Below are 11504 nucleotides of genomic sequence, written 5' to 3'. Positions count from 1 at the left end.
GCCCATCATGTACAGCGCGCCGTGCGCAAAGTTGATCACATTGAGCAGGCCGAAGATGACCGCCAGGCCGAGCGACAGCATCGCGTAGAACGAGCCGTTGACCAGGCCCAGCAGCAGCTGGCTCAGCAACGCTTGCAGGGGAATGCCAAAGATTTCCATAACGACTTTGCTTAAGGACGCCGCGATGCGCGCGGCATGGGTTTCGACGGAGCGCGGCGCGGCAGAGACTGGGCTGCCGCGCCGCGCTCCCGCTCAACTCAGCTTACTTCCAGAGCGAGCACTTCGACTCGGCCTTGGTGGCGTAGGCCTGGTCGCCCGGAATCGTCTGCACCACCTTGTAGTAGTCCCACGGGTACTTCGATTCGCCCGGCTTCTTCACTTCCATCAGGTACATGTCGTGCACCATGCGGCCATCCGGACGAATCACGCCGTTCTTGGCGAAGACGTCGTTGATCTTGGTCTTCTTCAGCTGCGCCATCACCTTGTCGGCGTCGTCGGAGTTGATTGCCTTGACCGCGTTCAGGTACTGCGTCGTGACCGAGTAGTCGGCGGCGTGCAGCATGGTCGGCATGCGCTTGATCTTCTCGAAGAACTTCTTCGACCAGGCGCGGGTTTCCGGATTCTGGTCCCAATACCAGCCGTCGGTCAGGAACATGCCCTGGGTCAGGTTCAGGCCGAGCGAATGGATGTCGGTAATGAACATCAGCAGGCCTGCCAGCTTCATCGACTTCTGGACGCCGAACTCGTTGGCCGCCTTGATTGCGTTGATGGTGTCGCCGCCGGCGTTGGCCAGGCCGAGGATCTGCGCCTTGGACGACTGCGCCTGCAGCAGGAAGGACGAGAAGTCCGACGCGGACAGCGGATGCTTCACTGCGCCCTTCACCGTGCCGCCGCTGGCCTTGACCACGTCTGCCGTGTCTTTTTCGAGCGAGGCGCCGAACGCATAGTCCGCGGTCAGAAAGTACCAGTCCTTGCCGCCCTGCTTGACGATCGCGCCGCCGGTGCCGCGTGCAAGAGCGATGGTGTCATAGGCATAGTGGACGGTGTAAGGGGTGCAGTCCTCGTTGGTGAGGCGGGCAGTGCCGGCGCCGACCGAGAAGAACACCTTCTTCTTCTCCGCGGCGACCTTGGCCATTGCCAGGTTGGCGCCGGAGTTGGTGCCGCCGATCAGCATGTCGACGCCTGCCTGGTCGATCCACTCGCGTGCCTTGGATGCGGCGATGTCAGCCTTGTTCTGGTGGTCGGCCACCATGAATTCCACCTTCTTGCCGTTGATGGCGCCGCCGAGGTCGGCAATCGCCATCTTGACGGCTTCGGCGCCGGCGGGACCGTCGACGTCGGCATACACGCCGGACATGTCGGTGATCAGGCCGATCTTGATCACATCTCCCGAGTATTGCGCGTGGGCGCTGCCTGCGATTCCCGCGAAGGCTGCGCTGACGGCGAGAGCGGTGACTTTTGCCTTGAGTTTCATATCTTCTCCTCTTTTGGTAGGTGTGGTGCTGCGCTTGTTTCGACTCAGACGCCGAGCAGTTCGTTAAGAACAGGCATCTTCGACTCCAACTCGGATGCGGCAAAGGACTCGACGATCTGTCCATGCTCCATCACGTAAAACCGGTCCGCCAGCGGCGCGGCGAAGCGGAAATTCTGTTCCACCATCACGATGGTGTAGCCCTTGGCCTTGAGGGCCGTGATCATGCGCGCCAGCGCCTGCACGATCACCGGCGCCAGGCCCTCGGAGATCTCGTCCAGCAGCAGCAGCCGCGCCCCGGTGCGCAGGATGCGCGCGACCGCCAGCATCTGCTGTTCGCCGCCGGAAAGGCGGGTGCCCTGGCTGGAGCGGCGTTCCTTCAGGTTGGGGAACATGTCGTAGATTTCCTCGATGGACATGCCCTTGTCATTCTTCGATACCAGCGGCGGCAGCATCAGGTTCTCTTCGGCCGACAGCGACGAAAAGATGCCGCGCTCCTCCGGGCAGTAGCCGATGCCGAGGTGCGCAACCTTGTGCGTCGACATGCCGATCGATTCCACGCCGTTCACCTTGATCGAGCCCTTGCGCGCTCCGGTCAATCCCATGATCGCGCGCAGCGTGGTGGTACGCCCCGCACCGTTGCGACCCAGGAGGGTCACCACTTCGCCCGGCTTCACCATCAGGTTCACGTCATGCAGGATGTGGGACTCGCCGTACCACGCCTTCAGGTTGCGGATTTCCAGTGCCGGTGTTGCCATCAATGCGCTCCTTCCAGTGCGCCCGAGGTGGTGCCCATGTAGGCTTCCATCACCTGGGGATTGTTCGATACTTCCTCGTAGCTTCCCTCGGCGAGCAGCGCGCCGCGCTGAAGCACCGAGATCTTGTCGCAGATGCCGGACACCACGCTCATGTTGTGCTCCACCATCAGGATCGTGCGGCCGGCCGACACCTTCTTGATCAGCTCGGTGACGCGGTGCACATCCTCGTGGCCCATGCCCTGCGTCGGCTCGTCGAGCAGCATCAGCTCCGGCTCCATCGCCAGGGTCGTCGCGATCTCGAGCGCGCGCTTGCGGCCGTACGGCAGGTCGACCGTGACCGTGTTCGCGAATCCTTCCAGGTCGACCTCTGCCAGCAGCTGCATGGCGCGATCGTTCAGGCGATTCAGCGTCTTCTCGCTCTTCCAGAAATGGAAGGACGTGCCGAGCGAACGCTGCAGGCCGATGCGGACGTTCTCCATGACGGTCAGGTGGGGGAAGACCGCCGAGATCTGGAAGGAGCGGATCACGCCGCGGTGGGCGATCTGCTCCGGCGCGAGCGAGGTGATGTCCTCGCCGTTGTAGAAAATGGCGCCCGAGGTCGGCGTCAGGAATTTCGTCAGCAGGTTGAAGAAGGTCGTCTTGCCCGCGCCGTTGGGGCCGATGAGCGCATGGATCGAACCGCGCTTGACCTTGAAATTGACGTCGTTTACTGCGATGAAACCCTTGAATCCCTTGGTCAGGTTTCGCGTTTCAAGTATGACTTCGCTTGCCATCCGTATTTCTCCACTCTTGCTGCTGCATTGTTTGCCGCATACCTGCGGAAATGATGTCGCCTGCTGTGCTACAGCGTCATGCCGCCGCACACTTCGATCACTGCACCGTTGATATAGCTGGCCTCGTCGGATGCCAGGAAGGCGAAGGTGCTGGCGATCTCCTCGGGTTTCCCCAGGCGACCGAGGGGAACACGGTCGACGAGGTTGCGGACCACCTTCTCGGGCATGTCCTTGAGGATGGCCGTCTCGATGAAGCCCGGGCAGACGGCGTTGACGCGGATGCCGTGGCGGCCGAGCTCGCGCGCCCAGGTCTTGGCCATGCCGATCACGCCGAATTTGCTGGCGGCATAGTTGGTCTGTCCGAAGTTGCCGTGGATGCCGACGATGGATGAGGCATTGAGGACCACCCCGGCCTTCCGCTCGATCATCGCGTCGACGACCGCCTTGGTGCAGTTGTAGGTACCCTTGAGATTGACGTCGATGACCCGGTCGAACTGTTCGTCCGTCATCTTGTGCAGTTGTGCGTCGGCGACGATGCCGGCGTTGTTCACCAGGATGTCGATGCGGCCGTAGGTGGTGAGCGCGCCGCCCACCATGGCCTCGATGCTTTCCGGCTTGGTGACGTCGACCTTGAAGCCGATCGCGCTGCCGCCCTGGAGGCGCACCTCGGCGACTGTTTCGGCCACCGCGTCATCGAGGTCGCAGACGACCAGCCTGGCCCCTTCGCGGGCGAATTTGATGGCGGTCGCCTTGCCGATGCCCCGGCTGGCGCCCGTCACCAGGGCTACCTTGTTCGTGAGTCGCACTGTGTCTCCTGTCAGCGGCGATCAATGGCCACCCGGGTCTGCGCCCGGTAGTGACCACAGTCATGCGGCCCATATGGCAATCGCCGTGCCAGCACACCTAAGTGCTTGAATTAACTGGAGAAGTTTGGATAGGAGTGAAAGCGGGATTCGAATGCGTGTGCTGCAATGACGGAAAAGTGTATCGAATTAATACATTTATTTCTTATATCTTGTTATCTCTTTGATTTATAACGAGAACAACAAGTGTATTAATTCCATACACACGTTCAGTTTTCAGACACAAGCCGGAACTCGGCGAGCTTCTGATACAAGGTGGCGCGTGAAATACCAAGCATGCGCGCGGTCAAGGCCTTGTTACCCCCGGTACTCGCCAGGGCGGAACGGATCATCTTCTGCTCCAGCTCCGCCACCGCCTCGCCCAGCGGACGAATCTGGTCGATGGCCGGTGCAATCGGCGCGGCAGGCTCGACACCTCCGGCGTCGGGCGGCAGGATGGTTGCAAAGTCTTCCGCGGTCAGGGCGATGCTGTCCGTCAGCATCCCGGCCTGCTCAAGCGCATTGCGCAGCTCGCGCACGTTTCCGGGCCAGCGATGCGCGGCGAGGCATGCCCTCGCGGACGGCGTCAGCTCGCGTTGCGGCATGCCGGTGCGCGCTGCGATCTGTTCCAGCAGGTGCTCGCAGAGCGCATCCAGGTCGCCGACGCGCTCACGCAACGGAGGCAGCACGATAGGCAGGACATTCAGCCGGTAGTAGAGGTCGGATCGGAACCGCCCCTCGGCCACCAGTTGCTTCAGATCGTGACTGGTCGCGGCGATCACCCTGACATCAACCTTGATGATGGTATTGGAGCCGAGGGGCTCGATCTCCTGTTCCTGCAGCACGCGCAGGAGCTTCGCCTGTACCTGCAGCGGCATGTCGCCGACTTCGTCGAGGAACAGGGTGCCGCCGTCCGCGATCTTGAATTTCCCGTCGCGCCCCTTGCGGTCCGCACCGGTGTAGGCGCCGGCGGCGACGCCGAAGAACTCGGCCTCCAGCAGGGTCTCCGGAACGGCGGCGATATTGATGCCGACGAAGGGCTTTCCTGCCCTGCCCGACGCAGCGTGGATGCCGTGCGCCAGCAGCTCCTTGCCGGTCCCGGTCTCCCCGAGCAGCAGCACCGTCGTGTCGAGCTGCGCCGCCCGTCGCGCGCGATGCTTGAGCTCGAGCGACACCGGGCTGACGCCCACGAAACTCGATATGGAATACTTGGTGTGGCGAAGCTGGGCAAGCTCCTTCTGCGTATTCGCGAGTGCCCAGTTCAGCTCGGCGAATTTCGACACCAGCGGTTTGAGCCGCTGCAGCCTGTCGTAGAGCGCGAAGCCGAGGGCGCCGATGACCTTGCCGGCGTCGTCCTTGAGCGGAATCCGCATCACCACCAGCGGCTGGTCGCGGATCATCATGATGTCCAGCAGGATCGGCTTGCCGTTCTGGATGACTTCGCGCATCCGGCTGTTGGGGATGACTTCCTCCACGGCCTTGCCCAGCGCCTCCTCAGGACTCTTGAGGCCGAGGAAGGCGGCGTACTTGTCATTGATCCAGGCGATCCGGCCGTGGTCATCGACCGCCAGCGTCCCTTCGCAGGAATCGTCGAACAGGTCGAGCAGCGACTGCATGCCGACGCGCAGGATACTGTCCACGTCCCACGACGCGGCGATCGGCGTTTTCATCTTATCTCCATCAACTGTCCGGATACTGGACAGGATTATAGATGGACATGCATGGGCGCTGCCAAGCGTCCCCCAGGAAAAGAAAATGCCGCGCAAGGCGGCATTCATCGGTTCATCGTTGCGCCGGTCAGGGCTTCAGCAGGTGCAGGATCTCGGTGAGTTCATGACGCAGGAACGCGGTGTCGACGTCCAGCGGCGGCAGGCCGGCAGCGCCGTCCGCTTCCGCCGCGGCCTGGGAAGCCGCACGGCTCTCCAGCTTGTTGCGGGCACCGCTGATGGTGAATCCCTGCTCGTACAGCAATTCACGAATGCGACGAATAAGCAGCACTTCATGGTGCTGGTAGTAGCGCCGGTTGCCGCGGCGCTTGACCGGCTTGAGCTGTGTGAATTCCTGCTCCCAGTAGCGCAGCACATGCGGCTTGACGCCGCACAGGTCGCTTACCTCGCCGATAGTGAAGTAGCGCTTGGCCGGTATCGGCGGCAATACGACTGCCTCGGGCTTGGTCGCGCGGTCGGTCATGGTTCAGGGTTCGGTCAGGCGACGCGCGCGAGCGGCTTGTTGCTCGCGACCTCGACCATGCTTTTCAGCTTCTGGCTCGCGTGGAAGGTGACGACCCGGCGGGCGGTAATCGGGATCTCTTCGCCGGTCTTGGGATTGCGGCCAGGACGCTGCGGCTTGTCGCGCAACTGGAAATTGCCGAAGCCGGACAGCTTCACCGACTCGCCCCGCTCCAGGGCATTGCGAATCTCGTCGAAGAAGGTTTCGACCATGTCCTTCGCCTCGCGCTTGTTCAGGCCGACCTGCTCGAAGAGCAGTTCGGCCAGTTCCGCCTTGGTGAGGGTCGGCAGGTCGCGTTCAGCCTGTGTACGCGCCTGCGCTTCTTGCATTGCGCGGGTGAGGTCGGCGGCCAAAACGGATTGAAATTCGGCGGAGTTCACGTCATTCATAGTAGTTGTATCCTGCCCTGCCCCGCTTTCAACCCATTACGCACGCAGCTTGGCGCCATGCTTTTCTTCTGCGGCGGCGATGAAAGCAGCCATCGCCGCATCGACTTTCTCGTCCTGCAGAGTAGTCTGAGTATCTTGCAAGGTGAATCGGAAAGCAAGACTTTTTTCGTCGGCATCCAAGCCTTTGCCGCGATATTCATCAAATAAAACAACGGCTTGCATGATAGCACAAGCGGGATTGGACTGACGCGCCGCGAGAAATGCGTCGACCAGTTCCTGCACCGGAACGGCCTGCCTGACGACCAGCGCAACGTCGCGTGTCACCGCCGGAAACCTGGAGATTTCCTGGTAAGCCGGCAGGCGCCGGGTTTGCAGTGCATCGGCGGCGACTTCGAATACCACGGGGGCGAGCGGCAGGTCGTACTTCTGCTGCAGGCGGGGATGCAATTCGCCGATCACGCCGATCTCCTGGCCGTCCAGCGAGACGCTGGCGGACCGGCCGGGATGCAGCGCCGGGTGCTTCGTCCTGGCGAAGCGCAGCTGCGCCGGCGCGAACAAGGATTCCAGGTCGGCCTTGAGATCGAAGAAGTCGACGTTGCGGCTGGGCTGGCCCCATTGTTCCTCCGCCGCTGTGCCATAGGCAATCGCGGCTACCCGTTTTGGCTGATGGTAGCCGGCGACGGTAAGCTCGCCGTCGGCCACGGTCCCGTCGCGCAGGTATACCGCTGCGGTTTCGAAGAGGCGCACCCGGTTCAGCTTGCGGTTCAGGTTGTACCGGACGTTGGCGACCAGGCTGCCGAGCAGCGTGGTGCGCATGACGCTCATCTGGCTCGCAATGGGATTGAGAAGCCGGATCGGATCGGTGTTGGCGGCAAAATCCGCCTCCCAGCCCTCTTCCACGAAGCTGAAGTTGACCACTTCCTGGTAGTCGGCGTGCGCAAGCTGTCGACGGATATCGTGCAGCGAGCGGCGCTGCTCCGGCGCGATGCGCATCATGTTCGGCGCCAGCGGCGGCAGCGCCGGAATGTTCTCGAAGCCGTAGACGCGTGCCACTTCCTCGATCAGATCTTCCTCGATCTCGATGTCGAAGCGATAGGACGGCGGCGTCACCGTAAAGACCCCGTCTTCGCGCACGAAGTCGAGGCCGAGGCGGGTAAAGATTCCGGCAATCTGGTCGTCGCTGACCGGCACGCCGATCACCTTGACCGCGCGCGCGCTGCGCATGCGCACCGGCTTGCGCTGCGGCAGGTTGACGACATGGTCGTCGACCGCGCCCACCAGCGTATCCCTGGTCCCGCAGATCTCGACGAGTAGCGCGGTAATGCGCTCGATGTGCTCGACGGTGGTGGCGTAATCGACGCCCCGCTCGAACCGGTGCGCGGCGTCGGTCGAGAAGTTATAACGGCGGGCGCGCCCCTGTATCGCCTGCGGCCACCAGAACGCGGCTTCCAGGTAGATGTGCTGCGTGTCGAGCGAAACCGCGGTCGCGTCGCCGCCCATGATGCCGGCCAGCGACTCGATTTCCTTGTCGTCGGCAATGACGCCGACCCAGCCGTCAACCGTGATCGTGTTCCCGTTCAGCAGCTTGAGGGACTCTCCGGGCTTGCCCCAGCGGACATCCAGCCCGCCGTGGATCCTGTCGAGGTCAAACACGTGCGACGGCCGCCCCAGCTCCAGCATGACGTAGTTCGAGATGTCGACCAGTGCTGAAATCGGCCGTTGTCCGCTGCGTTCCAGGCGGCGCTTCATCCAGTCGGGGGTCTGCGCGCGGGCGTTCAGGTTGCGGATGACGCGGCCGGAGAAACGGCCGCACAGGTCGGGCGCCGAAATCCTCACCGGCAGCTTCTCGTCGGTATTGACCGGAACCGGCTTGAACGACGGCGCCCTGAGCGGCGTATCCGTCAATGCCGACACTTCGCGCGCGACGCCCAGCACCGAGAGGCAATCCGCCTTGTTGGGCGTCAGCTTGATGGTGAACTTGAGGTCATTCAGCTGATAGAAGTCGCGGAAGTTCTGGCCGACGGGCGCGTCGTCCGCCAGCTCCAGCAAGCCGCCATGGTCGTCGGAAAGCTTCAGCTCGCGTGCCGAACAGAGCATGCCCTGCGATTCCACGCCGCGCAGCTGGCCAACCTTGATCTCGAAAGGCTTGCCATCCTCGCCGGGCGGCAGCTTGGCGCCGGCCAGCGCGCAGGGCACCTTCATGCCCGCGCGGACATTGGGCGCGCCGCAAACGATGTTGAGCAGGGTGCCCGTGCCGGCATCGACCTGGCACACGTTCAGGCGATCCGCATTGGGATGCCTGGCCACCTCGACGACCTTCGCCACCACCACGTTCGAGAACGGCGGCGCGACCGGTTCGACCTCTTCCACTTCCAGCCCCGACATGGTGAGCAGATGGGAGAGTTCGTCCGACGTCATCTTCGGATCGACCAGGGTGCGCAGCCAGCTTTCGGAGAATTGCATAGTTAAGCCTCTGATACTCTGCATGCGTGCCGCCGGCCAGTGCCCGGGGCTGCGACGCATGCGTTGATGTTCGGTTTCATGATGCCGGCCGCCAGGCCGGGAGTGCAATCAGTTGAACTGCTTCAGGAAGCGCAGGTCGCCTTCGTAGAACAGACGCAGGTCGTTGATGCCGTAGCGCAGCATGGTAAGACGTTCGATGCCGGAGCCGAATGCGAACCCGATGTACTGCTCCGGATCGAGGCCCATGTTGCGCACCACTGTCGGATGCACCTGTCCGGCGCCGGACACCTCCAGCCAGCGTCCCTTCAGCGGGCCGCTGCCGAAGGCGATGTCGATTTCCGCCGATGGTTCGGTAAACGGGAAGTAGGAGGGACGGAAGCGCACCTGCAGGTCGTCGGTCTCGAAGAACGCCCTGACGAAGTTGAGATAGACACCCTTCAGGTCGGCAAAGCTGATGTCGTCGGCAATCCACAGGCCTTCGACCTGGTGGAACATCGGCGAATGGGTCGCGTCGCTGTCGACGCGGTAGGTGCGTCCGGGCGCGATCACCTTGATCGGCGGCTTGTTCATGCGGGCATAGCGCACCTGCATCGGGCTGGTATGCGTACGCAGCAGCAGCGGCTTGCCCTGGGTGTCCTTGCCGTCGACGTAGAACGTATCCTGCATCGAGCGCGCAGGATGGTTTTCAGGGCTGTTGAGCGCGGTGAAGTTGGTCCAGTCGGTTTCGATCTCGGGGCCGTCAGCCACGTCGAAACCGATCGACCTGAAGATCTCCTCGATCCGCTCCCAGGTACGCATCACTGGATGGATGCCACCGGTGGAACGGCCGCGACCGGGAAGCGTGACGTCGATGGCCTCCGCATTCAGCCGTGCCTGCATTTGCGCATTGGCAAGCGCATCGCGTCGCGCCGTGAGGGCTGCCTCGATCTTTTCCTTGGCGGCGTTGATTACTGCGCCCTGCGTCTTGCGCTCGTCGGGCGCCAGTTTGCCCAGGCCCTTCATCTGCTCTGTGATCTGGCCCGTCTTGCCGAGATACCTGGCCTTTGCATTCTCGAGCGCGGCGGCGTCCTCGGCAGCTTCGAAATCGGCATGCGCCTGGACGACAAGTTGTTCTAGGGAGTTCATGCGGCGTTCCAGCCCTGGTAGATATCGGACGACGGCAATCGCCGGGTCCGAAAGCGGCGATTCAAAATAAAACGGGGCTCAGGTGTCGACCCTTGCCCCGCTTCCATTGCCGCGCCGTCCGGGGACGGCGCATGCGATCACAACGCTCAGGCAGCGATGTTGGCCTTCACCTGATTGACAATCGCGGCAAACGCCGGCTTGTCCATCACCGCCATATCGGCCAGCACCTTGCGGTCGAGACCGATATTGGCCTTCTTCAGGCCGTTCATGAATACGCTGTAGGTGACGCCGTGCTCGCGGGTGGCCGCGTTGATACGGGTGATCCACAGGGCGCGGAACACGCGCTTCTTGTTGCGACGATCGCGGTAGGCATACTGGCCTGCGCGCATGACCGCCTGCTTGGCGATGCGGTAGACATTGCCGCGGCGGCCGCGGTAGCCTTTGGCTTGATCAAGGACTTTCTTGTGACGGGCCCGTGCGGTAACCCCACGTTTTACTCGAGGCATATTAGCTCCTGTGAGGTTAAGCGAACGGCATCATTGCCTTGATGGAGTTCATGTTTGTCTCATGAACATCCACCGCGCCGCGAAGCTGGCGCTTGTTCTTGGTGGTTTTCTTGGTCAGGATGTGACGCTTGAAGGCTTGACCGCGCTTGACGGTGCCGCCCGGACGTACGCGGAAGCGCTTCTTGGCGCTGCTCTTCGTCTTCATTTTAGGCATGACAACTCTGTCCTCTCGGACAGCTCCATTTTTAACATGATTGCAGGTGGCAACACTTCGTTGCTCTTGGATGCCTGCTCTCACTTGTCGTGCAGCGGAGCGAATCCGCCGCGATTCCGCCACCGTCCGCAAGTACCGGCCGGCGGCATGAATTCTTGTCGTGTTACTTCTTCTTCTTCGGCGCCAGCACCATCACCATCTGGCGGCCTTCCATCTTCGGAAACTGCTCTACCTGACCGACCGGCTCGAGATCGCCGCGCAACCGCTCGAGCATGCGCATGCCGATATCCTGGTGTGCCATCTCGCGTCCACGGAACCGCAGCGTGATCTTGGTCTTGTCGCCCTCTTCGAGGAACTTGGTCAGATTGCGAAGCTTGATGTTGTAGTCACCCTCGTCGGTACCCGGCCGGAACTTGACCTCCTTGACCTGGATGACCTTCTGCTTCAGCTTGGCTTCGTGGGCCTTCTTCTGTTCCTGATACTTGAACTTGCCATAGTCCATCAGGCGACAAACCGGTGGCTGCGCAGTCGGCGCGATCTCCACCAGGTCCACGTCGGCCTCCTGCGCAAGGCGGAAGGCTTCGGCCAGGCTAACGATGCCGATCGGCTCGTTGTTGACCCCAGATAAACGCACTTCCGGCGCGGTGACCTCACCGTTTATGCGATGCGACTTGTCAGTAGCTATTGCCGTGTCCTTTTAAAGTCAAATAATTAAGCCGTGCTCTCGCGCTTCG

General features: G+C 62.2%; 12 protein-coding genes and 1 pseudogene. All 13 read right to left on the bottom strand.

All coding sequences use genetic code 11. From position 1 onward, the window contains the following. Nucleotides 1-159 (bottom strand): annotated as a pseudogene (locus VIM12_RS07230) (branched-chain amino acid ABC transporter permease); the annotation flags it as partial. Between the two features lie 103 nt (nucleotides 160-262). Then, entirely contained in the window at nucleotides 263-1474 is a 1212-nt protein-coding gene (locus VIM12_RS07225) for an ABC transporter substrate-binding protein (RefSeq protein WP_331940935.1), read from the bottom strand. Nucleotides 1475-1518: 44 nt separating this feature from the next. Continuing rightward, nucleotides 1519-2229: an ABC transporter ATP-binding protein gene (locus VIM12_RS07220; RefSeq protein WP_331940934.1), complete on the bottom strand. Its 711-nt coding sequence runs from the start codon at nucleotides 2227-2229 to the stop codon at nucleotides 1519-1521. Further along, on the bottom strand, nucleotides 2229-3002 hold the full coding sequence (locus VIM12_RS07215) for an ABC transporter ATP-binding protein (RefSeq protein ID WP_331940933.1): 774 nt from the start codon (nucleotides 3000-3002) through the stop codon (nucleotides 2229-2231). The genes VIM12_RS07220 and VIM12_RS07215 overlap by 1 nt, the downstream gene beginning before the upstream one ends. Before the next feature lie 68 nt (nucleotides 3003-3070). Continuing rightward, a complete protein-coding gene (gene fabG, locus VIM12_RS07210; protein ID WP_331940932.1) occupies nucleotides 3071-3808 on the bottom strand; it encodes a 3-oxoacyl-ACP reductase FabG in 738 nt (245 codons plus the stop codon). Between the two features lie 266 nt (nucleotides 3809-4074). Continuing rightward, nucleotides 4075-5514 carry a sigma-54 interaction domain-containing protein gene (locus tag VIM12_RS07205; RefSeq protein WP_331940931.1) on the bottom strand — a complete coding sequence of 480 codons (1440 nt, stop codon included), beginning with the start codon at nucleotides 5512-5514 and terminating at the stop codon, nucleotides 4075-4077. Between the two features lie 127 nt (nucleotides 5515-5641). After that, nucleotides 5642-6034 (bottom strand): MerR family transcriptional regulator, encoded by a 393-nt coding sequence (locus VIM12_RS07200; protein WP_331940930.1) that lies wholly within the window; start codon nucleotides 6032-6034, stop codon nucleotides 5642-5644. Between the two features lie 14 nt (nucleotides 6035-6048). Then, nucleotides 6049-6462, bottom strand: coding sequence for an integration host factor subunit alpha (locus tag VIM12_RS07195; RefSeq protein ID WP_331940929.1), 414 nt, complete (start codon nucleotides 6460-6462; stop codon nucleotides 6049-6051). Between the two features lie 36 nt (nucleotides 6463-6498). Then, on the bottom strand, nucleotides 6499-8925 hold the full coding sequence (gene pheT, locus VIM12_RS07190; protein WP_331940928.1) for a phenylalanine--tRNA ligase subunit beta: 2427 nt from the start codon (nucleotides 8923-8925) through the stop codon (nucleotides 6499-6501). Nucleotides 8926-9033: 108 nt separating this feature from the next. Beyond that, nucleotides 9034-10050, bottom strand: a complete 1017-nt coding sequence (gene pheS, locus VIM12_RS07185; RefSeq protein WP_331940927.1) for a phenylalanine--tRNA ligase subunit alpha — start codon at nucleotides 10048-10050, stop codon at nucleotides 9034-9036. Between the two features lie 146 nt (nucleotides 10051-10196). Beyond that, nucleotides 10197-10556 carry a 50S ribosomal protein L20 gene (rplT, locus tag VIM12_RS07180; protein WP_331940926.1) on the bottom strand — a complete coding sequence of 120 codons (360 nt, stop codon included), beginning with the start codon at nucleotides 10554-10556 and terminating at the stop codon, nucleotides 10197-10199. A gap of 16 nt (nucleotides 10557-10572) precedes the next feature. After that, nucleotides 10573-10770: a 50S ribosomal protein L35 gene (gene rpmI / locus VIM12_RS07175; protein ID WP_220808947.1), complete on the bottom strand. Its 198-nt coding sequence runs from the start codon at nucleotides 10768-10770 to the stop codon at nucleotides 10573-10575. Between the two features lie 163 nt (nucleotides 10771-10933). Continuing rightward, a complete protein-coding gene (infC, locus tag VIM12_RS07170; protein ID WP_331940944.1) occupies nucleotides 10934-11455 on the bottom strand; it encodes a translation initiation factor IF-3 in 522 nt (173 codons plus the stop codon). Nucleotides 11456-11504: the final 49 nt, after the last annotated feature.

This window comes from Noviherbaspirillum sp. (assembly GCF_036563305.1).
Taxonomy (GTDB): Bacteria; Pseudomonadota; Gammaproteobacteria; order Burkholderiales; family Burkholderiaceae_D; genus Noviherbaspirillum.
This window is presented reverse-complemented; position numbering and strand designations above follow the sequence as displayed.

Coding starts and splice junctions, on each gene's coding strand:
- VIM12_RS07225 (WP_331940935.1), bottom strand. CDS start 1,474: ATGAAACTCAAGGCAAAAGTCACCGCTCTCGCCGTCAGCGCAGCCTTC.
- VIM12_RS07220 (WP_331940934.1), bottom strand. CDS start 2,229: ATGGCAACACCGGCACTGGAAATCCGCAACCTGAAGGCGTGGTACGGC.
- VIM12_RS07215 (WP_331940933.1), bottom strand. CDS start 3,002: ATGGCAAGCGAAGTCATACTTGAAACGCGAAACCTGACCAAGGGATTC.
- VIM12_RS07205 (WP_331940931.1), bottom strand. CDS start 5,514: ATGAAAACGCCGATCGCCGCGTCGTGGGACGTGGACAGTATCCTGCGC.
- VIM12_RS07200 (WP_331940930.1), bottom strand. CDS start 6,034: ATGACCGACCGCGCGACCAAGCCCGAGGCAGTCGTATTGCCGCCGATA.
- VIM12_RS07195 (WP_331940929.1), bottom strand. CDS start 6,462: ATGAATGACGTGAACTCCGCCGAATTTCAATCCGTTTTGGCCGCCGAC.
- pheT (WP_331940928.1), bottom strand. CDS start 8,925: ATGCAATTCTCCGAAAGCTGGCTGCGCACCCTGGTCGATCCGAAGATG.
- pheS (WP_331940927.1), bottom strand. CDS start 10,050: ATGAACTCCCTAGAACAACTTGTCGTCCAGGCGCATGCCGATTTCGAA.
- rplT (WP_331940926.1), bottom strand. CDS start 10,556: ATGCCTCGAGTAAAACGTGGGGTTACCGCACGGGCCCGTCACAAGAAA.
- rpmI (WP_220808947.1), bottom strand. CDS start 10,770: ATGCCTAAAATGAAGACGAAGAGCAGCGCCAAGAAGCGCTTCCGCGTA.